Genomic DNA, 21805 nt, shown 5'->3' with positions numbered 1-21805 from the left:
GTCATCCCGACCAAGAAGATTCGACCGGCGTTGTTGCTTTTGAGCCACGTGCTTATCAGAGCGCCAATTTTGGCAGTCGTTTCGAGGATAACCTCAGCACGTTTGCATAAACCTTGAGCAGCTGTTCATGCGTTCGATTGACGCTGAACATGGAAATGAAACGCTGATAGCCGGCCTCTCCAAGCGCCGGCAGATCAATTCGCGCAGCTTCTTTCAATCCCATCACGAGGGCCTGGGGCCCAACGGGATCGCAAATCAATCCCGTGGTTCCGTTCTCGACGATTTCAGGCAGGGCTCCTGCGCGAAATGCCAAGATTGGCTTGTGCGCCCGCATCGCTTCGATCGCGACAAAGCCGAATGCCTCCCAACGTGACGGAATGACGACAATGTCCGCCAGGTTGAGCTGCGCCTCGATGCTCGTGCGTGCAAGCCAGCCGAGCAGTGTAACGTTTGGAGGCAGGGTGTGATCGCCCTCCTCGCTGACGACTGCCGATCCGATCATTCGGACGTCGATCGTGCTATCGAGTTCCTCGGCGGCCTCGATGAGGAAGTCATAGCCCTTCTGGCGATCGAGGCGCCCGATGAAAAGCACCTTCAGCTTCGGCGTGTTCCAGTTCAGTGTCCTGGGATCGGCACTCAGGCGCTCATTGCGCATGCCGCTGAGAACGAGATTGAGTTTCTCCTCCGGGATGCCGGCCTCGCGCGCGGCGGCGTATTCGTTCCTCGATATGCAAATGATCCGGTCTGTGACTTTGGCGAGCGACCATTCCGCCAGCTTTGCGACATAATTGCTCAACCAAGACGTGTCGCGCGAGAAGGCCCAGCCGTGAGGACAGTAGACCACCGCGGGCCGTTTCCGGACGAGCATCAACATGATGCGCACGATTATGCCAGCAAGCGTGGAATGAACGTGCACGATGTCCGGTCGAGTGGCGCGGACTTGTTGCATCGTCTCCAGAGCGAGCCGCATCAGGCTGGCCAAGTTGCGGCCCGAGCGATCGAAAGGGACGATGTTCGCGTCGGAGATTCCGATCAGATCGTCCCTATGATCCGATGGAACGAGATAATGCACGTTCTCCTGGCCGAAGGTCTGGCATTGAAGGGAGTGCAGTTCGTTGAAATAGGTCGCGATTCCACCACGAACCGTTTCGGCAACATGGACTATTCTCAGCCCCGAGAATTCATGCGTCATTCGAAAAGTGGCTTGATAGAGACATACTAATCCACATAACACTCAGGTTCCGACCATATTCCGCATTTGCGTTCACACGCAAGGCGATAGCGCGAACCACTTGTTGTCAGGCCCAACCAAAATTGAAATTTGTGGCAATTCATGGCCGCGATGGATTTTCCGTGATCTGCTTTTCTCGCCCCTGGCGAAATTTTCGTGGGTGGGCAAGCTACGGTGCGTCGTCTCGCGGCAGACGGCGCCCATATTTTGCCCGCAATGCGGATATGGGCGCTTCACGGTGCCTCGCGGTGGGTGGGCGCCGCCGAAAGTGCAGAAGAAGCCTGCGCCGCAGTCAGCTCACACGAACAGGAAGTTGTGGTGCGTCAGCTGAGCTGCATTGACGTGCGAGAGCAGGATCGATCCAGCGTCGTCCAGATGAACCAGCGCGTCGGCTCCAGCCTGGGTGATGCTCAGATGGCTGTAGTCCGCAACCAGCGACTGGGAAATCTCGATGACATCGTGATCCGCCGTCGCTCCCGAGTGAAAGTTCTGGATCTGGTCGTTTCCGCGGTCAAACACGAAGGTGGTCGAACCGGCCGACGTAAACACGTCGTTTCCGGTCCCGCCCCGAAGTGTCACGCCGGCGACGTTTGCGGTCTCCACATGCGTGCCGTCGGTCTTGAGCAGGTCCGTCTTCTGCAGCACGCCAGCCGCGGAGTAGGCCTTGTCCTGTACGCCGGTCGACAGGAAAGTGAAGACGTCCCTGGCTCCGTTGGTCTGCGTAACGACTTCGGATCCCATGACGCCCTTCGCGTCATAGTATGTCGCGGTCGTGGTGCCGTCGGAGGCGGTCGCAAACGTGTAGTCGAGCGTACCGTCGGCATGGGTGCGCGTAGCCGACGTGAGTGTTCCTGCAGCGTCCGCGTGCTGGACGATATCGACGTATGATTGTCCGACGACGCCGTAAGCATAGTTGTCCTGACTGTGATCCGCGTTCAGGACGTACATCTTCGTTTTCACGCCGTCCACGAACAGGGACGTCGAAGAGGAGCCGTCGGCGTTCCTGACGACGTCCTGCGTGAGCTGACCGGCGGCGTTGAAGGAGTCGCTGATCGTCGAGCCGTCGGAATGGGTGATCGTCTGAGCGAGCTTCGTCCCATGCGCGTCATATTGAGTGCTGGTCTTGGTTCCGTCCGCACCGAGGACCTGGGTGTATTCCAGGGAGCCGTCGGCATGCGTACGGATGACGGAGGTCAGCTGGCCTGCGGCACTGACGTGTTGCACGATGTTGGCGTAAGCTTGGCCGGTCACGTTGTAGGCGTAATTATCCTGGCTGTGGTCGGCATAGGCGACATACATCTTCGTCTTGACGCCGCCGGAGAACAGCGACGTCGACGTTGAGCCATCGGCGCCAGCGACCAGTTCGCTGACGAGCGTGCCCTTCGCGTCATAGGTGTCGGTCATGCTGATGCCGCCGAGCATCGTGGACTTTTGGGCGTAACTTCCATCCGCGTGAAAGCGTTCGAACAGCGTCAGGTTGCCCGCGGCGTCGAAATGGCTGTGTTCGGATGCGTAGGACTTCTGCTGGATATTCAGCGCATAGATGTCCTTCGTTCCGTCGGTGTGCGCGACTGCCTGCGCGACCTTCACGCCTTTCGCGTCGTAGTCTGCCGAGACGATGGTGCCGTCCGAGTTGTGGGTCTCGGTGTAGGCCAGCGTTCCGTCGGCATAATTGCGGATGACCGACGAGACCGATCCGGTTGCATCCACGTGCTGGACTTCCGAGGCGTAGCTCTGGCCCTTGATGTTGAAGAAGGAGTTGTCATTGCTGTGATCGGAGTTGGTGACGAAGGCCGCCGTCTTCACGCCGTTGGTGAACAGCGTCGTGCTCGAGGAGCCGTCCGCGCTGGTGCTGGTCTCCGAGACGAGCGTACCGGAAGAATTGAAGCGATCGTCGACCGTGCTTCCATCGGCGCCGATATACGTCTTCTCGACGACGGCCCCGGATGCGTTGGTGTACGTGACCATCGTTACGTAGGATTTCCCGGTGATCCCGTAAACTGTGACGTCCTTGGATCCATCGGGGTGCGTGACCGTGGTCTGCGTCTTGACGCCGTTGGCAAAGTTCGAGGCTGCGGTCGTGCCGTCGGCAAAGGTGACGAGATCGTACGCGGTCAGGCCATTCTGGTAGGCTGTCTGGTCGGTCGATGTGAGCTTGCCGGTCGAGTCGTAGTTTTCGGTGAGGCTCCAGGTGGAGGTCGAGGTCGTCACGGCGAACGAATATCCGCCCTTTATCGTGGACAGCACGCCCGCGTAGTGCGAGATCATGTAATCCATCGTCGCCTTCGACGATACAGTCAGGACGTGGCTGTCGGTCAGCGTGATGGACTTTACGGTTCCGGCCGCATTGAGGTCCGACAGATCGGCCACGACCGCCGCCGAGGTGGCGACAACGTCGGTTGCGCCGACCGGCGTGGTTGTCGATGCAGTCGGCGCGTCGATCTCGATGATGAGCGGGTGGTCGCTGATGGGAAGCGTAAAATCCTGGACGTTGGTGTAGGTCGCGATTGGCTTGCTGGTGTTCAGCGGATCGTAGACCGTGACGGTCTTGTGCACGCTGCCGAGGTGGACCTTCGCCTGCGTCGTCGGATTGGAGATTTCCGCGTCCTTTGAATCGTTCCAGAGTTGCGGCTCGGCCCAGACGACAAGCTCGTACGCGCCGTTGCTCTTGGCGAGGACCATGCTGTTGCCGCTCGTCGGCAGGTTGTCGATCGTGTAGGCGAGGGGCGCCGTCGGCGTGCGGTCGCCGCTCCCGTCGTCGGCGAGAATGGTCGTGAGATTGTGAACCGCCGCCGCCGCCAGCTTCGGGGTGCCGTCGGCGTTGAACAGGCCGAAATGTCCCTCCGGGTCGGAACTGCTGCCGTGGTCGAGCAGCTCGTACAGGTAGGTCTTGCTGACGCCGTCCCTGAAGGCATCGACCAGGGAATTCAGGATCGACTTGGCTTGCACGAGCTGGTCAACGCCGAGGCCGGTGTAGCTCGCAAGCGTCGTGTAGCCGGTCTCGGTGATGACGGAGGGGTTACCGGGCGAGCTGCTGGCGGCAACGTCGACGCCATACTGAATGCCGTAGTTCTCGGGTGTCGACGTTGCGACATAGGCGTGGGACGTCGAATAGTCGGAGTATTTGGAGAGGTCGCCGAGCTTGGCGTAGGCGGCCGAGTCGTTCAGACCCAGGGTCAGATTGTAAACGGAGACGCCGCCAAGATGTGCGTCGGCCTTGATCGCGGTGTAGAGGTCCTTCTGAAACTGGGCTGCAGCGGCCATCGACGAACTGCCGTGGTAGCTGAAGGCCTGGATGTTCGCTTCGTTGAGCCCCTCGATTGCCACGATGCTGTTCGGATACTTCGCGACGAAGCCGTCTAGCGATGCGATGAATTGCGCAATTCCGGCTGCGCCGGACGCCGGCAGATCGGACGAGACTACGAAGTCGAACTTCACGCCAGCGGCGGCGAGAGCGTTGACCACGGGGGTTGCGCTCGGATCCGTAGGGAGCGCGTCACGGATCGTGGTGACGCCGAGATAATGCAAGTCGTCGAGGATCAAGCTCGAGTTGCCGTAAGAAGCGTAGGCGGATGAGCTCGAATAGGCCGAGTGAGCGTTGACGGCGATCGAGGCGACAAAGGCCTGAGCCGAGAGAATGGTGGAGGAGTTGCTGGACGTTGCCATCGTGACGTCATTCCAAACGTGAGTGTTTCGTGGTGTGTCTCACGCAAGTTGGAATATTTCGTGCTTGCACAATCTAAAATTTGTGTCGTCACGTGCTTGAAACCGGAACTGTTGTCGTTGCTCTCGGGGGCGGCGCGCAGCTTCAGCGCGATGATTGCCTTTGTCGTAATCAGCTTCGCCGTCAGCGCGCGACGAAAGACCAGTTCCTCCGTAGATTTCCGGGTGCATTCGTTTGCTTCTGCTGAATTGCGTGGCAGCGTGGTCGATGGATGGACGTTGTTAGCTTGTCGCGAACCATGCTGCCGAGATCGTCGTTGGACGAAGGAGTGCGATTACTAACGAGTCGTTTAGAACACTCCGGTCGGACCCGCGAACGTATTCGCCGAAGCGTCGCCGGTGAGAGGCGCCCTCAATTCTGGCAAGTCATCTCAGGCAGGTCATTCGCCGGCTGGCTCAGGGCGCGACGAGCTTTCTGCCGATTTGGTTCGAGATGATAAGAGCGGGACCCGCCGTGGATTGGTTACGAAGTACGCTATAAACATGGCAAACGACGATGCTACAGGGTACTCGTGACCGGTCGCGGCGTGTTAAGAGCGCCCAGGAACTCGTTGCATCCGTCGACCGAGGAGAATGAGGCTACGAATGAGCACTTGGAGGCGAGATCTCTCGCGAAATGCCGGGCGCAAGGGTTGGCTGGGAGGGGCGATCGCGCTCGTCACATCGCCTGGTTTCTGCGTGGTCATCCGCGCGCGGCTCGCGATGTCGCTGAATCGCGGCGGCAAGATCGCCAGAGTTTTGTCACGGCTTGTTTGGCGAGGGACGGTCACGTCGTATGGATGTTACATTGCAGTCACGGCCCGGCTGGGTTCCGGGCTATGTCTGCCGCATCCGATTGGCGTCGTCATAGGTGAGGGGAGCGTGATCGGGAACGATGTGACGATCTATCAGGGCGTGACGCTTGGCCGCATTTCGCAGGACGTCGCGGCATACCCTACGATCGAAGACGGAGCGGTGATCTATACTGGCGCAACGGTGCTGGGTGGGATCAGGATTGGACGTAATGCCGTCGTTGCGGCCCATTCCGTCGTTCTTATCGATGTTCCCGATCATGCGTGCGCGGCGGGAGCTCCCGCGCGGATCGTCGGAGCGGACAATTCAACGGCCAAGGCCGGTTGAACTCCGCACCGCGCGTCTCGCAATCCTACGCGACCTGCGATTTAGCGTCCTGCAATTCGTCTTTAGCGTCGATCGGAGCGTCGGCTCGCCGCAGGATTTTGGCCGGAGCGCCGATCGCCACGCAATCGGGCGGGACGTCCTTCAGGACGACGGAGTTGGCGCCGATGGTTGCTCCGCTGCCGATCGTGATATCTCCAAGCACGACGCAGCCTGCCATCAAAGAGGCGCCATCATCGATCCGAGGGCGTCCTCGATCCGTGTGGTCCCTTCGGCCGATCGTGATGTGTTGCAGCAATGTGACTCGCTTTCCGATGTCGCAGGCGCCGACGACGATTCCGTACGGATGTGGGACGTAAAGTCCTCCATCCACGCTCGCAGCCATCGCGATCTCTGATCCAAAGAGGAGGCACGAGGCCCACCAGGCGATGCGGCGCAGGAGCCTTCCGACGAGCGGAATCCGAAACAGTGCCTCCTGGATGCGCAAAGCCAGCACAAACTGAAATCCCGGGGTCAGCAGGAACATGCGCGCGGCAAAGGCGGCGCTGACGCCGGTGTGTTCCCGCAGGGCGTAATGCGCCAGATCTTCCCTGATCTTGTCGGCGATTTTCGTCGTTCGAGTCATGGAGAGTTGCTCCGCGATGCGGCACCGGCTGCCGGCAAGCTTAGGGTCTTTCCTTTGCAGCGCAAGGCTGTTCGACCGGCGTCAGGTATGGTCACCGGGGTCGGGCGACGCAGTGGGCCGAAGCAGGCCCGCAAGCAGCCAGATCCGCATCAGCAGAAGGATGACCGCAGTGGTGAAGATCGCCACGCCTGCGCCAGAGAGGCCATAAAGAGCGACGCCGAGACAGGTCATGCCGGTCGAGAGAAAGACCCCGATGATATTGATGGCGGCATACGAAGTATCCTTTTGCGTGCTCAGCATTGCGACGTTTCCCAGATCCGAACACGCACGCAGAACGGAAGCGGCAAGAAGCAGCAGGAAGAGGCCGTGATGTTCGCTCAGGCCCCGCATCGACATGTAGTGCAGCGCGACTTCGCTCGCCGCGAAAATCACCAGTGCCATTCCGACGGAAATCGAGATCACCTTGTAGAACTCGATCGTGATTGCATTTTTCCAGGCGTGGCGATCTTCACTCGAGAAGGCTTTCACCAGGGTCGGCAGGGCTGTTTGGACGACAGCTGTAGAGACCAGCGTCTGCAACGAATTGCTGAGCGACCAGAAGAAGGTGTAGATGCCGGTTGCAGACAGCCCCAGGAAAATTCCGACGATATATCGATCGAGGTACATCAATCCCACGAGGCTGACGTCGCTGACATAGATGTGCCAGGATCGTCGAAGCCGGTTGACGATCCAGCCGAAATCGATTTGTGAGCTGATTATCCCTCCCACACCCCATTGCCGCGCCATGACGCCGAGCAGGACGAGCGCCAGCACGTCGGCGACGATCCACGCCGACAGCAGCGCTTCCATCGAGCGGAATTGCGGGAAGGCCAGGCCGAGACCAACGATGAAGGGGACCCAGGCGGCGGAACGTATGAACACGAGAACGTTCGCTTCCACGGCCTTGCCCAGGCCGATCAACGGCAGGTGCAAGTCGAGCGCAATTGTCTCGAGCCAGGCTAGGATGGCGATCAAGACAAAGAGAGGGGCACTGGTTCGTTGCGTGAAGAAGGAGAACAGGATCATCGCCACCGTCGCCAATGTCAGCGAAACGATTGTGATGAACAGGCGATTTCGAATCCGCAAGGCTGCCTGGGACGGAGACATGCCGACCACCTCGCGGGCTACGAAATAGTTCAACCCCCAACCGATCAGCGCCGGCGTGATGCCCGTCACGCCGACCGTGAGCCCGTAGACGCCGGCCGCGTCGTAACCGAGATATTTGATGACATAGAACGAGAGTAGGAAACGGAGCCCAAGCGTTGCGGATCGAATGAGGACATTCGTCAGGGCAACCAGTTTTCGTGGAATACGCATTGTCAGGACCGTCATCATCCGCGATCGCGAAGGCGAAGCATATCGTGCAATGCCTGTCAAAGGTGAGGGAGCGACGAACGTTGCAGAAGGGCCGCCGCCAGAATTTCATTCGGGCGGCTAGTCATTCCGCGCTTCGGCGAGGGATCTTCGCTTGGAGTCTCCGAGCAATGCCGCGACGGCATGTCTCATTCGAACCTCGATCAGTTCGTACGTAATGGTCGACGCCACGAATGAGAGGGGCAAGCCGACGATCACGAATATCGGCCAAACCGCCCACGGTGAATATCCATGCGCAACGAGTTTGCTCCCGATGACCTGGAGCGGATAGAGCGCAAAGGGATGAACGAGGTAGAGGCTGTAGCTGATCTTGCCGACGAATTGCGGCGCAGTCTTCGACAGCAGCTGCGCGATGGCCGAGTCCGGGTTCAACACGGTCGAAAACAGGAAGAACGCCGGGATCAGCCCTGCGAACGGATGTACATACTCCATCATCGCGTACATCAATGCCAGGCAGGCGACGCTGAATATCAGCCCGGGCAGGCCCTGTGCCCTGATGCGCAGTTCGATCGCCCCGAGAACGAGACCGATCAGGAAATAAGCGGTGATGGGGAAATAGAACACGGCGGCGCAGCCTGCGACGACCACGAGCGCCGTGATTGGCCGCGAGCGCGAAGCGAAATAGAAGGCAACGGCAAACCAGATATAGAAGGCCCACTCATAGGTAAGCGTCCAGGCGTTCTGCTGCCCAAGAGGGAGATTGAGGATGTCCGGAAGGAAGAACAGGTTGGCGAAGAAAATCTTCAGATAGTTCAGCGCGTCGATGTCCTTGAAGAATTTGTATCCGACCAGCGGGCCAATGGCGAACAGGATGAGGTGGAAGGTGACGAACACCGGCAGGATGCGCAGGCATCGGTCGTAGAAGAATTTCGAGATCAGCTTGTGCCGCACCAAACTCGCCGGAATCAGGTAGCCGCTGATCATGAAGAACACCTCGACCCCACGGCCGAAGGTTCCCACGGTCGCGTTCAGCCACGATGGCACGGCCGGAAGGAATCCGGCCAGCATCGGCATGTCATAGAGGTGGACGAGCAGTACGCTCAACGCGGCGAGGCCGCGCAAGCCTTGAATTGAGGGCTCGAACTGCGTCGTACGGGCGCGATGAGCCCCCTCGGGAAATGTCGCCGTGACGGGACCCGCCCGCTCGTCGGGCAATCTGGAGAGGTTCATCACCCGCTCGCTGCCCTCAGAAGCGGCTGCCGTCCGATCGCATTGGATTCGGCGCTGAACGGGCGGGACTTGAGTTTCGCGCCGAACACCTCGCTGAAGCCCATGGTGATGACCAGGAGGCCACTGGCGGGTCCGTAGCCCAGAACCGTAATGGTGTAGAAGTTCATGACGAAGACTACGGTGAGCTTGTAGATGTCCCGTGTCCTCGCCACAGCCAGCATGACGAAGATCATGAAAAGCACGAAGACCGGACCGAACATCAGATACGTACCGATGTAGAAATTGTCCACGGGCACGTAGTAGCTGACCTTGTTCGAAAACAGCTGCTGGGGGTAGTTGAAGCAGCCCAATCCGCAGCCCGTGAAATAGCCGAGGGGCATGAGGTCGTTCATGTAGACGAAGGGCAGCTGCCAGCTGTTGTTGATGCGGTCCTGCAGGCTGTAGAGGCCCTTTGCGACACTCGCGAGGTTCGTGCCGCTGAACATCAGCATCAGCGCTCCGGGGATCAGAATGCACGCAAATGACCAAAGAGTGATCGATCGAAGCGCCGAAAAGCGATGCCTTTCGTTGAATGCGCGGACGAACATCAGGGCCGCGAGATAGATCGCGAGGACGCCGATCGCCGTCTTGTTCGTCGAAAGGTGGATCGCATAAAAGGCAGGTCCGGCCCACACCAGGCACCACAGCACGCTTTTTCGAATTGAGGTGAAGACGTAGGTGATCAGGACGAAGTAGGCCGCCATGGTGCTGTCGGCGGCGAACCCGGAGACGCGGCTTTCGCCGCCGGTCCACCAGAGCCGCGCGGCAGTTCGTGTCGCGCCGAAGGATTCGTACGAAAAGGCGACCCAGGGCAAGCGTGTATGGGCAGACCAGAGGATGCCGAGCATGGAGGCGAAAAAGAGAAAGTAGATCAGCCTCAGGAGGAGTTTTTGATCCTTGAACTCGCGGCCGCAGAAGCAGAATCCAACGAAGGCCGGCGCAATCATCTTGATGGACGAAGCCAGTCCCTTGACTTCGCCGAGGAAGACGTAGCCCAGGAACAGGGCAAACAGCACATAGAGGAGAAAGAGAATTGCAAGGACGTTCGCTCTCTTGAAGGCGTACCTGTAGGTGAAGGCGCCGATGCAGGCGAATGCGAAGACGTCCGGGACGAACCACAGCGGGTCGAGATGAGTAAGGCTTGCGTAATACCGGACCACGCCGGCGAAGGCGTCGCGCCCGAAATAGAGGATGACCGCGAGACCTTCCAGGGTCGGAAGCGTCCAGAGCGCAGACGTCGCTTTTTGGACTTCGGGATGCGTCGTCGGTTGATCCATCGTGAAGGCTTTCGTTAAATACTTCGTGTCTTCAACGAGGGAAATGTCTGGGGCACAAGAAGTGTCCGGGGCGCCAGGTGGTACGTGGTGTTGTTCATGCTGCGCGGCGAGCTCAACCAACCGACGGCCGATTGCATGGCCTTCAAGTAGAAACTGTTGCTGTGCACCGGATATCTCAGTTTATCGCACTTTTCGTTGTCTTGGTGGCGCCGCTGCCATTCGGCTCGGTCGAACTGATCTGGGGCTGGATTTGGACCGCGCTCCTGGTTGTCAGTCTGATGACGGCCGACCTGTCGCGCGTGTGTCGCGCAGATCTCTGGATTTTGGGCTCGACGGTCGTCATCCTGCTATTCACCTGCGCATTGGCGGTCTTTCAGATCTGGCCCGGAGTCGGTGCCGGATTCGCCGACCCGGAATGGGACGTGGCCCGGAATCTCGCCGGGCTGACGCTGCCGGATCGTCTTTCTGTCACGGCTTCAGTCCCGTGGGTGGCGTTTGGCCCTTGCCTGCTCTTTGCCCTGATGCTCGTGCGGGCCTATCTGATCGCAACGGACGAAGTGGCTGCGAGATCGCTGCTGAAGGCGACTGCATATGCCGGTTTCGCCTATGCTGTCTACGGCATCGCTGCACAGCTGCTTGCTCCCACCAGGCTCTTGTGGCGGACCAAGGAGTACTATCTCTCGTTCGCCACGGGAACGTTCGTGAATCGAAATACGGCGGCAGCCTTTTGGGGCTGCTGTGCGGTCTTGTTCCTCGGTCAATTGCTGGCTCGGTCGTCCGACACATGGTTTGCCAAGCGAAGCTTCCGACACGTTCGGCATTCGCCTGTTGATCATCCCGCCGTTCTTTGCGCGGGCCTTCTTGCTTGCCTCACGGCCGTCGGCATGACGGGGTCGCGTGCCGGCGTCGTTCTCACTCTCCTTAGTCTCGCCTTCCTGACCAATCTGCATCTGATGCAATATCGAGACCAGTTGAAGCGCTACTGGCTGGTCTCCGGAACGGTGACTGTCGCTGCCATCATGGCTTTTTTTGTGATCGGTGGAATCGCAAGCAGCCGCGTCGGCATGTTCGGGCTGGGAGATCCGCGGCGGCTCGAGGTCTATCGAACGTCATTGGAGATGTTGAGGGGCCATGAACTGTTCGGTTGGGGGCTGGGCAATTTCGAGGCAGCATTTCCTGCTTTCCGGGCAGCGGATCTTGGAAGCCAGGGAATCTGGGACAAGGCGCACAGCACTCCACTCGAGATATTGGTCTCCGCCGGCATTCCTTTGACGATCCTCGTCTGTGGTCTGGTCGTCCTGTTCTTCGGACGAATGGTCTTCGGCAGTTTCGCAAGACGACGTGACAATTATATGCCAGCCACCGGTGCCGCTGTGTTTCTGCTCGGAGCCCTGCATTCATGCGTCGATTTTTCGGTGCAAGTAACGGGCTTTGCAGTGTTATTCGCGGCGATCGCGGGATGTGGTCTGGCGCAGTCGATCTCCACGCAGCAGCGTCCGCCGCGCCAATTCACCACTTCTTAAATCTGTTCACCCCGTTGGGGAATTCGCTTATACAAATGAGACTTCTACACGTATGAAATTCGAAAAGAGGTTGCCAAAATGAAGGTTAGTGTGTGGCTGCTTTTGGTTCCCTTTTCACTCGCGCCCTCGTTGTCCCACGCGGCGACTGCGGTCGATGTTTCATGCGCGCCTCTGGCCGGCGGGATGAATGCCGAGCGGGCGACACAATTTCTCGACAACCCGAGCGGCTTGCTGAGCGGTTACCCGGAGGGTGACGAGGGCAAGCTTTCGGCAACCATCCGGGACTTCGCGACGATGCGCCCTGAAACGTTGGAGGGGATCCAATCGCTGTCGAGCGCAAGCTCGCCGAGTCAAAATCGCGCAATCGGCGCGGGGCTCGGAACGGCCGCAGCGACCTGCGTCGTATCGCATCCGGCGACCGCAACGTTGATCCAGGAAGCGGTCCTCAAAACCGAGAACCGCGACCTTATTCAGTCCTTCGAAAGCATCACGGGAGATGTTCCGACCAACGCTGTTCCGGGGTCTGATCCCAACGGTGAATCGGTCGTAGGCGGCGGACGGGGGTCAGCTACCCCTCAATCGTCGGGAGGCGTAAGTACTTCCGACACCACTACTTTTTCCGGCGCGTCAACAGCGACGACGACGACCTTTTTCGCCGCTGCATCGAGCGCTTCGACCAACACACTTGCTCCAATCAGCCCGACGAACTGAAGGCCGATCCTTCGTTTCGGTGCAATTTTACGAAATTGCGCAATCAGGCTGAGAAGTTTCGACACTACGCTCGTTCCATCGAATGTTTCGTTGGAGGTGGTGATGAAACGGCATCTGATTGCGGCTTGGCTCGTCGTTGGGCTGTCAATGCCGTGCTATGCGGCTGAGCAGGCGACGGCGCCTTCGGGGGCATTCCTGAAAGAGGCGCAGAACGTGCTGGCTCCGCTCCAGTTCGTGAAGTTCTGCATGAACAATCCCGCGGAGTGCGAGCCGAGCTCCTCGGAAGCACGGTTGCCGGCACGGGATGAGGCCTTCGCGGCGTTGGCCGAAGTCAATGCGACGGCGAACCAGAGCATTCATCCGTTGGCCAAATCCACGGACCCCATCTTGGCCCGCTGGGCGATCTCGCCGGCGTCCGGTGACTGCAATGACTATGCGGTGACCAAGCGGCACATGCTCATCGCCAGGGGCTGGCCCGCGAGCGCCCTGCGATTGGCGGTCGTCTATGCGCCGACCGGCGGCCATCTCGTGCTCGTCGCGCGGCTGCAAGACGGTGATTACATTTTGGACAATCTCGCCTCGGACGTTCGGAGGTGGGGCGGCGTCGACTATCAGTGGGTGTCGATGGAGTCGGCCGAGAATCCTCGCTTCTGGGTTTCCATTGCCAAGCAGGATCATCGCGATTTTGCCGCGCTTGGGAGCGCGAAGAACGACTCCAACTAGACAAGACACAAATCTTTTTGCAACGCACAAACACTTGCCGTATTTGTCTGTTAAGCGAGCGTTCTCGGACAGACATTGACGGTGACATCAGTTGACTTCCTGGCGTTGTGGATCCTGGTTCACCTTGGGTGAGCCCTCGTAATGGCACGCTTTGTGCTTGCGTTCGTGTTCGCCGTGGTCGGTGTTTCGCCGGCCGCGGCGTCTGGCTGTTTGCCGCTTCTCTTGCGAACTCCGTCTCTGGAGCTTCGCTTGTTCGCCGACGATCCGGATCATCTGTTGAAATATGCGAAGAATGATCGATCCAAGATCGAGCAGAAGGTGACCGAGTATCTGGCGAGTGATCCGGATCTTCTGCCCGCGATCAAAAAGCTGGTGCAACTCACGCCTGACTCGAATCGCGCCGCGATCGGTCGTGGCCTTGCTCGCGCCGCGCAGCATTGCGGTCCCGTCGATCCCAAGGCCGTGCAAAGCATCATCGCCTTCACGCGAAACTTGCAGGACTCCTCCGTGAGCGCCGGCTATGGTTCGGTTGATTCTGACACGACGCCGCAACTTCCCGTGCAAAGCGCTCCGGCAAATCAGCCCAATTCATTATTCACCGGCGAGTGGAACACCGACCTCGCCGATCCATTCGCCCCCATTCCGGTTCCTCTTGAGACCCCCCCGCGATAAAAGTGCAACATGTATCAGCCTCGCAGCAACTTTGAGCCCGGCCAGCCTCTGACGTTCCCGTTCAACACGGCCGTGCTGACGTTCGAGCGCGCGGTGGATATCGTTCGCCGGCAGTGGCCCTTGATTGCCACCGTCGTCGGCTGCTGTCTCGCTCTGGTTGTGGCGTACTCGCTGACGGCCACCCCTTACTACACGGCCTCCACCAGCATTCTGGTGGACACGCGTCAGGCGCAACTGCTGAGCAAGTCCACGGACGCCAACAGCACGCTGATCGATCCCGGCTTCGTGGAAAGCCAGGTTGAAATTCTCTCGTCCGACGACCTCGTCCGTTCGGTCGCCGATTCGATGAAGCTGACGAGCGACCCCGAGTATGTCGAAGGCAATCTGCTCTCTCACATCATCGGTGCCGTCGTGGGCGCGCTTGGACTTGCCGAGCCCGAATCCAAGGACTTCGTCAAGCGGATGGTCGTCGCCGCGATGAAGAAGAATTTGAAGGTGGAGCGGGTCGGCGTGACCTACGTTCTGACCCTGTCTTTCAAGTCCACGGACCCGGACAAGGCGGCGCGCATCGCCAACGCCCTGGCCGACCAATATATGGTCGGCGTTCTCGAGGCCAAATACCAGTCGACCAAACGGGCCAGCGAGTGGTTGCAGCGGCGCAGCGCGGAGCTGCAGCAGCAGGCCATGGATGCCGACCGTGCGGTCCAGACCTTCAAGGCCCAGAACAATATCGTCGGAACGAGCAAGGGGCTGATGAGCGAGCAGCAATTGTCCGACGTCAATACCCAGCTGATTCAGGCCCGGGCCGCTACGGCCGAGGCCAAGGCGCGCCTCGACCGGATCAATGCGATCACGGACCAGGATCTCGCCCAGCCCACGGTCACGGACGCGCTCAACAATACGGTGATCACGCGTCTGCGCGCACAATATCTTGATCTCGCGGCTCAATATGCCGACTGGTCCAGCAAGTACGGGAAGGATCACCAGGCCTCGGTCAACCTGGCTTCGCGAATGCAGGAGCTGAAGCGGGCCATCAAGGATGAAGTCAAGCGGATCGCCGATGCCTACAAGAGCGATTACGAGATTGCGCGCAGCCGAGAGAGCTCGCTTGACGGCGATCTGAACAAGCTCGTTAGCGAATCCAGCAGCGCGAGCCAGGCCCAGGTGAAGCTGCGCAATCTCGAAAGCGCCGCCGATACTTATCGTACCCTGTACAACAATTTCCTCCAGCAACTCCAGGAAGCCACGCAGAACCAGAGCTTCCCGATCAGCGAAGCGCGGATCATCAGCACGGCGCAAAAGCCGGACAAGAAGAGCTGGCCGAGGATCGGCCTGCTCCTGCTTGGCGGCCTGGTCGGCGGGCTGTGTTTCGGCGTCGGTGGCGCCGTGGCGAAGGAGCTGCTCACCGAAGTGCTGCGGACCCCCCTGGAAGTGGAGGGCGAGACTGCGCTCCAGTGCCTCGGAACGCTGCCCGAAATTCATTCGGATGGGCTGGACGGGTCTTCGGACGCCGGCGGTGCAGCCCTCGTCCGATATGCCCTGGAGCACCCGTTCTCGCGCTACGCGGAGACGCTGCGGAACGTGAAGACGGCGGTCGACCTCGCGCGATTGTCGAGAGAGACCAATGTCATCGCCATCGTCTCCTCGCTGCCGAAGGAAGGCAAGACGACGGTCGCTGCCAATCTCGCTCACCTGGCCTCGCTCACGGGACACCGCACGCTGTTGATCGACGGCGACCTGCACACGCAGGCTTTGACGCGCAAGCTTGCTCCCGCTGCCAAGACCGGATTGGTCGAGGCCCTTTCGGAGCCGAACCAGTTCGAGCGGCACGTCCAGGTCGATCGCCACTCGAAGCTCAATTTCCTGCCTTCGGTCGTGCAGACGCGATTGGTGAATTCTGCCGATCTGCTCGCCTCTCCCGCGATGGCGGATTTCCTCAGGTCCGCCCGCAAGCAGTATGACTACATCTTCATGGATCTGGCCCCCGTGCTGCCGGTGACGGACGCCAAGGCGGCGGGCCATTTGATCGACGCCATCGTCTACGTCGTCGAATGGGGCAAGACGCGCCGGGCGGCGGTCCACGAGTCCCTCACGGACTTGGAAGTCTTCAAGAGCAAGATCGTCGGAATCGTTCTCAATAGAGCCAATCCGAAAACGCTGAAGCGGATCGAGTCGTATAAGGGGCGGCATTACTCTGACTACTACATTGAGCAGAGCTGACGCATCGCGTGTTGCGCGGCGGCCGGTGGTGATCTCGGCCGCTGTTCTCAATGCCGTCCTCGTGGTGATGGCGCTGGCCTGGCTGACATCGGTTGCAACCTATACGTTTCGGCCGACTTTGCAGGATATTGCCTCGCATCTGATGCGCGGCGAGCGCTACGACAGTGCGGCGCTCGACCAGATCGTGAGCCGTGTCAGCAGCGACGCGGGCTGGTTCTGTGACCCGAAGCTGAGGCGCAATGTGCTCTTGATCCGGCTGCGGCTGTTGAGCAATGCCTTCGAAGCTGGCAACGCGGCGGCCATGGATCTGAGGCTGCCGGACGTCACGGATGCGGCCAAGCGGCTGATCGCCTGCTCACCTGCGGAATCGATCGGCTGGCTGGCGCTCTATTGGGCGGAAACTCGCACGCTCGGCTTCGGTCCAAGCGCCATTTCCTATTTGACCCAATCCTACGCTCTTGCGCCACACGAGATGTGGGTGCAACTTTTCCGCGCGCCTCTTGCGTTGCGGGCGTACAACTTCTTGCCTGAAAAGCTCAGGCGACAGACGCTCGATGACTTCGTCGATATTGTCGGCGCCCGACAGCTTCCTACAGCCGTTGTGATCTATCAGGCTGCGCCGGCGGCGACGCGGGTGTTGTTGCTGGACAAGATGTGTTCCCAGCCGGAGGAAGTGCGGCTGGTTTTTCGCCGGTTCGCTCAGGATCGCGGACTTTCGATTTCGCATCCCTGCTTTCCCGTTTCCGCAAACCAGCGCGGCTGATCGCGAATGCCGGCAGCATGATTTCCGCGGCTCGGTTCGTGCGGGTTTGAAGCCTTGCCTCTGCCGGTCCAGTCTGGCATTGCAGGGCAGAAGAAATGAAACAGCGGAGAGATTGGCCTTGGCCCCTGTGCTGGTTACTGGCGCTGCCGGCTTTATCGGAATGCATGTTTGCGAACGGCTGTTGGCGCGCGGCGAACAGGTCGTTGGCGTCGATGCGCTCACGCCGTATTACGATCCGGCGCTGAAGCGCGCGCGCCTCGAAACGCTCAGGCACCGTCCCGGCTTCAGCTTCCACGAGATCGACCTGGCTGATTTTGCCGCGGTGATACGCGTCTTCGATGAGGTCGCACCCGATCGGGTCGTGCATCTCGCGGCGCAGCCGGGCGTCCGCGCCTCGATCGACGATCCCATCACCAGCATTCGCGCCAATTGCGACGGATTCGTCACCGTGCTCGAGGCCGGCCGGCGTCATGGCCTGGCACATCTCGTCTACGCTTCGTCGAGTTCGGTCTATGGCGCCAATCGCACCTTGCCGTATTCGACCGAGCAATCGGTCAACCATCCGGTCAGCCTCTATGCCGCGAGCAAGAAGGCCAACGAGCTGATGGCGCACACCTTTGCGCATGTGCACAAGCTGCCGGTGACAGGTCTTCGCTTCTTCACCGTTTACGGCCCGTGGGGTCGGCCCGATATGGCCGCCTGGCTGTTCACGCGCGCGATATTCGCGAATGAGCCGATCAAGATTTTCAACAATGGCGACATGTGGCGCGATTTCACCTATGTCGACGACATCGTCGAAGGCGTGGTTCGCACCCTTGATCGGCCGGCGGCGCCAAATCCCGCGTGGAACGCCGAAGCGCCGGAAAATTCGACGAGCTATGCGCCGTATCGCGTCTACAACATCGGCAACAACAAGTCAGTGAAGCTGCTCGAGTTCGTCGAGACGCTCGAGAAGATCATCGGCAAGCCTGCGATCCGCCAGCTCCTGCCGATGCAGGCGGGCGACGTGCTGGAGACGCGCGCGGACATTTCCCCGCTCCAACGCGACGTCGGTTTCGCGCCGTCGACCTCGATCGCGGAAGGCCTCGCTCGTTTCGTCGAATGGTACCGAAAGTACCACGGCGTTTGATCGCCACATCGAACGCTCGTGGAACTCGTCGAGCATGATGGCGAGCGATCTCGCTCGACGGGACGTCGCCGATGGCAGTGCATCGTTGCGTTACGATGGATCTGTGCGAGGTCGATCTCTGCGATCATGCCGCCCCGTTCGATTGGTCTGCCTGTCACGCGCGACGGTTAAGGTTTGTTCGGTTCGCGAAGCAGACTGCCCTAATGTTGGGCGTGCGACCGGATAGAGAAATGGTCTAGGGTGTTCAGTGGAACATCCGTCTTCAACGGAAAGAGTTTTTCATGCGCATCGCGATGATCGGCACGGGTTATGTGGGACTGGTGTCCGGAGCCTGTTTTGCGGATTTCGGTCACGACGTCACCTGCGTCGACAAGGACGAGAAGAAGATTGCAGCGCTTCATCGCGGCGAGATTCCGATCTACGAGCCCGGCCTCGACGAACTGGTCGCGACCAATGTGAAGGCCAAGCGGCTCGACTTCACAACCGATCTGTCAAAGCCGGTCGCAGAGGCCGATGCCGTGTTCATCGCGGTCGGCACGCCGTCCCGTCGCGGCGACGGTCACGCCGATCTCTCCTATGTCTACGCCGCCGCGAAGGAGATCGCGCAGTCGCTGTCCGGCTTCACCGTCGTGGTGACCAAGTCGACCGTGCCGGTCGGTACCGGCGACGAGGTCGAGCGCATCATCCGCGAGACCAATCCGAAGGCCGACGTCGTCGTCGCCTCCAATCCCGAGTTCCTGCGCGAGGGCGCCGCGATCCGCGACTTCAAGTTCCCCGATCGCGTCGTGGTCGGCACCTCCGACGAGCGCGGCCGTAAGGTGATGGGCGACATCTACCGCCCGCTGTCGCTGAACCAGGCGCCGCTGATGTTCACCGCGCGCCGCACCGCCGAGATGATCAAATATGCGGCGAACGCGTTCCTCGCGACCAAGATCACCTTCATCAACGAGATCGCGGACCTCTCCGAGAAGGTCGGCGCCAACGTGCAGGAAGTCGCGCGCGGCATTGGCCTGGACAACCGCATCGGCACCAAATTCCTGCATGCCGGTCCCGGCTTCGGCGGCTCCTGCTTCCCGAAGGACACCAAGGCGCTGATCAAGATCGCGCAGGACTACGACGTGTCCTTGCGCATCGTCGAATCCGTGCTTGCCGTGAACGAGAACCGCAAGCGCGCGATGGCGCGGAAAGTGAGCCAGGCGCTCGGCGGTAGCTTGCGCGGTAAGACCATCGCGGTGCTGGGTCTGACCTTCAAGCCCGACACCGACGACATGCGCGACGCGCCGTCGATCCCGCTCGTCACGGGCCTCATCGACATGGGCGCGAAGGTCAAGGCGTTCGACCCCGTCGGCATGGAGCAGGCCAAGGGTGAACTTCCCAACATCACCTATTGCGAGGACGCCTATTCCTGCGCGCAAGGTGCCGATGCGCTTGTCATCGTCACCGAATGGGTGCAGTTCCGCGCGCTCGATCTCGACCGGTTGAAGGCGACCATGGCCCAGCCCATTGTCGTCGATCTCCGCAACATCTACCGCCCCGAAGAGATGGCTGCCGCCGGCTTCATTTATGAGAGCGTGGGGCGGTCCGCTCAGGCCTGAGAACTCCTGCGGCATTGATGGTCGCCCGCCTCTTCGCGAGGCGGGCGAAACCGTTTCCGATGCGGTATGATCCCGTCGGCTGCCGCGATGGAGACGATCATGACCGACGACACACACACGCTTCGAAGCGGCTCCCTCACCGCGACCGTCAAGGCGCATGGCGCCGAGATGTGCTCGCTCAGGCACGAAGGCGGCACTGAATTCGTCTGGCAGGCTGGCCCGGAATGGCAACGCCATGCCCCGCTACTGTTTCCGATCGTCGGACGCCTCGCCAATGACGAAATGCGGCATCGGGGCAGGACCTACCGGATAACCCAGCACGGCTTTGCGCGCGACAGCCGTTTCGTCTGGGCCGAGCGTGGCGAAGGCCGGTGCTCGCTGGTGCTCGAAGACAGCGCAGCCACGCGCGCGCTTTATCCATTCGCATTCCGCCTGACGGCCACCTACACGCTCGACGATGCCGGTCTTGATCTCTCGCTCACAGTCGTCAACACCGGCGGCGAAACCTTGCCGGTGTCGCTCGGCGGGCATCCCGCTTTCAACTGGCCGCTTCGGCCCGGCGTGCCGAAGGAGAGCTACGCGCTGACCTTCACGAACGAGGAGCCGGCGCCGGTTCGCCGTGTCGAGGGCGGGCTCCTGCTCGCCGCAACGGATCCGAGCCCGGTCGAGGGCAAGGTGCTTCCTCTGTCCGAGGGCCTGTTCACCAGCGACGCAGTCATCCTCGATCCCGTCAACAGCCATGCGGTCCGCTATGCCGCCGCGGATGGCAGCGGCCCCTGGCTCGAAATGTCCTGGCGCGGCTTTCGCGAACTCGGTGTCTGGTCGAAACCATCGGGCGCACCGTTCCTCTGCATCGAGCCCTGGCGCGGCTATGCCAGTCCCAAGAACTTCGACGGAGAATTCACCGACAAGCCGGGCCTGATGCATATCGCGCCCGGCGCGGAGGAGTGCCTGTCGTTCCGGATCGACGTGGGAACGTCTTGAGCTTTTACACCTCGATGCGCGTGAGATCCTCGCCGAGCACGACGGGACCGTCATAGTCGCGCCTGACATCGGCGAGCAGCGCATCCAGCATGGCATCGTCGGTGCGGGGGCGGTGATGGGTCAGCGCCAGCTTCTTGACGCCGGCCTTGGCCGCGACCTTGCCGACCGTGTCGCCGCAAGCGAGCGTGTATTTCGCGAGCCTCCTGAAGTGCTCATTGTTGATCTCCGGCGTTGCCAGAAAGCAAACCTGAACCAGCAGGTCGGCGCCATCAGCCAGCCGCTCGAGTCCGGGGCAGGGGACGGTGTCGCCTGAAATGGCAACGACCTTGCCCTCGGCCTCGAAGCGATAGCCGAGGCACATCCAGCGCGCGAGAAACGCCGGTGACATGTCGAGGCGGTCACCGTGCGAGACGAGCTCGGCGCTGATCTTCCAGCGACCGGTGTCGAGGACCGGGCCCGGAACGATGTCGGTTGCGACCACCGGCTTCCAGCCGCCGAAGGTCGGCTCGCCCTGATCGCGCCAGGCAATGTCCTTGTCGTAGACCTGGGTGACCAGCGTGTTGACGAGCCGTTCGGTGTCGGGAGGTCCAAAGATGCGCAGATCGTCCTTGCGCCCGTGCATCCATGAATTCAGCATCACATCGTAGAGGTCGCCGATGTGGTCGAAATGGTGGTGCGTGAGAAAGACCGTGTTGATGGCGCCGAGCGGCACGCCGGCCTTGCTGAGCTGCACCACGACGCCGCGGCCGGCGTCGAACAGGATGTTTTCCTCGCCGAGCCTGATCAGCGTGGTCGTCGCCATGCGGCGCGGGTCCGGGCGCGGGCCGCCGGTGCCGAGCAGGATGACTTCCATGGCGTCTACTCCAGTGCGGTTGAATCGGCCTTCGGATG

The 21805-nt window shown here is 60.5% G+C and carries 17 protein-coding genes; 10 read left to right on the top strand and 7 right to left on the bottom strand.

Features of this window, described 5'->3' with window-relative positions; all coding sequences use genetic code 11:
* Positions 1–55 precede the first annotated feature (55 nt).
* Entirely contained in the window at positions 56–1192 is a 1137-nt protein-coding gene (locus QY049_RS33895; protein ID WP_258762962.1) for a glycosyltransferase, read from the bottom strand.
* A gap of 336 nt (positions 1193–1528) precedes the next feature.
* On the bottom strand, positions 1529–4897 hold the full coding sequence (locus tag QY049_RS33890; RefSeq protein ID WP_258762960.1) for an RHS repeat protein: 3369 nt from the start codon (positions 4895–4897) through the stop codon (positions 1529–1531).
* A 642-nt stretch (positions 4898–5539) separates the two neighbouring features.
* On the opposite strand from QY049_RS33890, the gene QY049_RS33885 reads away from it, so the two are divergent.
* Positions 5540–6073 (top strand): serine O-acetyltransferase, encoded by a 534-nt coding sequence (locus tag QY049_RS33885; protein WP_194477460.1) that lies wholly within the window; start codon positions 5540–5542, stop codon positions 6071–6073.
* Positions 6074–6098: 25 nt separating this feature from the next.
* On the opposite strand, the gene epsC is transcribed toward QY049_RS33885, so the two are convergent.
* From epsC to QY049_RS33865, 4 genes are all read right to left on the bottom strand, one after another.
* On the bottom strand, positions 6099–6695 hold the full coding sequence (gene epsC / locus QY049_RS33880) for a serine O-acetyltransferase EpsC (protein ID WP_301270420.1): 597 nt from the start codon (positions 6693–6695) through the stop codon (positions 6099–6101).
* An 81-nt stretch (positions 6696–6776) separates the two neighbouring features.
* A complete protein-coding gene (locus tag QY049_RS33875; RefSeq protein WP_301270419.1) occupies positions 6777–8069 on the bottom strand; it encodes a lipopolysaccharide biosynthesis protein in 1293 nt (430 codons plus the stop codon).
* Between the two features lie 99 nt (positions 8070–8168).
* Complete coding sequence (locus QY049_RS33870; protein ID WP_258762957.1) at positions 8169–9278, bottom strand: acyltransferase; 1110 nt, start codon at positions 9276–9278, stop codon at positions 8169–8171.
* The gene (locus tag QY049_RS33865) at positions 9278–10714 is read right to left on the bottom strand and encodes a hypothetical protein (RefSeq protein WP_258762956.1); all 1437 of its coding nucleotides are present in this window, start codon (positions 10712–10714) and stop codon (positions 9278–9280) included. Before QY049_RS33865 ends, QY049_RS33870 begins: the two co-directional genes overlap by 1 nt.
* Before the next feature lie 83 nt (positions 10715–10797).
* Between QY049_RS33865 and QY049_RS33860 the strand changes: the two genes are divergently transcribed.
* The 9 genes from QY049_RS33860 to QY049_RS33820 all read left to right on the top strand — a co-directional run bounded on the left by QY049_RS33860 (position 10798) and on the right by QY049_RS33820 (position 20914).
* A complete protein-coding gene (locus QY049_RS33860) occupies positions 10798–12117 on the top strand; it encodes an O-antigen ligase (protein WP_258762954.1) in 1320 nt (439 codons plus the stop codon).
* 78 nt (positions 12118–12195) lie between these two features.
* Positions 12196–12828, top strand: coding sequence for a hypothetical protein (locus QY049_RS33855; RefSeq protein ID WP_258762952.1), 633 nt, complete (start codon positions 12196–12198; stop codon positions 12826–12828).
* Positions 12829–12930: 102 nt separating this feature from the next.
* The gene (locus QY049_RS33850) at positions 12931–13551 is read left to right on the top strand and encodes a transglutaminase-like cysteine peptidase (protein ID WP_258762950.1); all 621 of its coding nucleotides are present in this window, start codon (positions 12931–12933) and stop codon (positions 13549–13551) included.
* A gap of 141 nt (positions 13552–13692) precedes the next feature.
* On the top strand, positions 13693–14223 hold the full coding sequence (locus QY049_RS33845) for a hypothetical protein (protein WP_258762948.1): 531 nt from the start codon (positions 13693–13695) through the stop codon (positions 14221–14223).
* Positions 14224–14232: 9 nt separating this feature from the next.
* Positions 14233–16443, top strand: a complete 2211-nt coding sequence (locus QY049_RS33840) for an AAA family ATPase (protein ID WP_194477453.1) — start codon at positions 14233–14235, stop codon at positions 16441–16443.
* Between the two features lie 28 nt (positions 16444–16471).
* Positions 16472–17206 (top strand): hypothetical protein, encoded by a 735-nt coding sequence (locus QY049_RS33835; RefSeq protein WP_258762944.1) that lies wholly within the window; start codon positions 16472–16474, stop codon positions 17204–17206.
* Positions 17207–17324: 118 nt separating this feature from the next.
* Positions 17325–18335, top strand: a complete 1011-nt coding sequence (locus QY049_RS33830; RefSeq protein ID WP_258762942.1) for an NAD-dependent epimerase — start codon at positions 17325–17327, stop codon at positions 18333–18335.
* Positions 18336–18616: 281 nt separating this feature from the next.
* Entirely contained in the window at positions 18617–19930 is a 1314-nt protein-coding gene (locus QY049_RS33825) for a UDP-glucose/GDP-mannose dehydrogenase family protein (RefSeq protein WP_258762940.1), read from the top strand.
* 99 nt (positions 19931–20029) lie between these two features.
* Positions 20030–20914 carry an aldose 1-epimerase family protein gene (locus QY049_RS33820; protein WP_258762938.1) on the top strand — a complete coding sequence of 295 codons (885 nt, stop codon included), beginning with the start codon at positions 20030–20032 and terminating at the stop codon, positions 20912–20914.
* Between the two features lie 4 nt (positions 20915–20918).
* Here the strand turns inward: QY049_RS33820 and QY049_RS33815 are convergent, their stop codons facing one another.
* On the bottom strand, positions 20919–21767 hold the full coding sequence (locus QY049_RS33815) for an MBL fold metallo-hydrolase (protein ID WP_258762937.1): 849 nt from the start codon (positions 21765–21767) through the stop codon (positions 20919–20921).
* Between the last annotated feature and the right edge of the window lie 38 nt (positions 21768–21805).

The sequence above is a fragment of the Bradyrhizobium sp. WYCCWR 13022 genome (genome assembly GCF_030435535.1).
In the GTDB taxonomy this organism is placed as follows: Bacteria; Pseudomonadota; Alphaproteobacteria; order Rhizobiales; family Xanthobacteraceae; genus Bradyrhizobium.
The sequence above is the reverse complement of the archived record's forward strand: the minus strand, read 5'-3'. Positions and strand labels throughout refer to the sequence as shown.

What these genes read in the sequence shown, in the direction of transcription:
- QY049_RS33850 (WP_258762950.1), top strand. Translation starts at nt 12,931, where the DNA reads ATGAAACGGCATCTGATTGCGGCTTGGCTCGTCGTTGGGCTGTCAATG.
- epsC (WP_301270420.1), bottom strand. Translation starts at nt 6,695, where the DNA reads ATGACTCGAACGACGAAAATCGCCGACAAGATCAGGGAAGATCTGGCG.
- QY049_RS33820 (WP_258762938.1), top strand. Translation starts at nt 20,030, where the DNA reads ATGACCGACGACACACACACGCTTCGAAGCGGCTCCCTCACCGCGACC.
- QY049_RS33870 (WP_258762957.1), bottom strand. Translation starts at nt 9,278, where the DNA reads ATGAACCTCTCCAGATTGCCCGACGAGCGGGCGGGTCCCGTCACGGCG.
- QY049_RS33885 (WP_194477460.1), top strand. Translation starts at nt 5,540, where the DNA reads ATGAGCACTTGGAGGCGAGATCTCTCGCGAAATGCCGGGCGCAAGGGT.
- QY049_RS33840 (WP_194477453.1), top strand. Translation starts at nt 14,233, where the DNA reads ATGTATCAGCCTCGCAGCAACTTTGAGCCCGGCCAGCCTCTGACGTTC.
- QY049_RS33815 (WP_258762937.1), bottom strand. Translation starts at nt 21,767, where the DNA reads ATGGAAGTCATCCTGCTCGGCACCGGCGGCCCGCGCCCGGACCCGCGC.
- QY049_RS33875 (WP_301270419.1), bottom strand. Translation starts at nt 8,069, where the DNA reads ATGATGACGGTCCTGACAATGCGTATTCCACGAAAACTGGTTGCCCTG.
- QY049_RS33825 (WP_258762940.1), top strand. Translation starts at nt 18,617, where the DNA reads ATGCGCATCGCGATGATCGGCACGGGTTATGTGGGACTGGTGTCCGGA.
- QY049_RS33855 (WP_258762952.1), top strand. Translation starts at nt 12,196, where the DNA reads ATGAAGGTTAGTGTGTGGCTGCTTTTGGTTCCCTTTTCACTCGCGCCC.
- QY049_RS33895 (WP_258762962.1), bottom strand. Translation starts at nt 1,192, where the DNA reads ATGACGCATGAATTCTCGGGGCTGAGAATAGTCCATGTTGCCGAAACG.
- QY049_RS33890 (WP_258762960.1), bottom strand. Translation starts at nt 4,897, where the DNA reads ATGGCAACGTCCAGCAACTCCTCCACCATTCTCTCGGCTCAGGCCTTT.
- QY049_RS33845 (WP_258762948.1), top strand. Translation starts at nt 13,693, where the DNA reads ATGGCACGCTTTGTGCTTGCGTTCGTGTTCGCCGTGGTCGGTGTTTCG.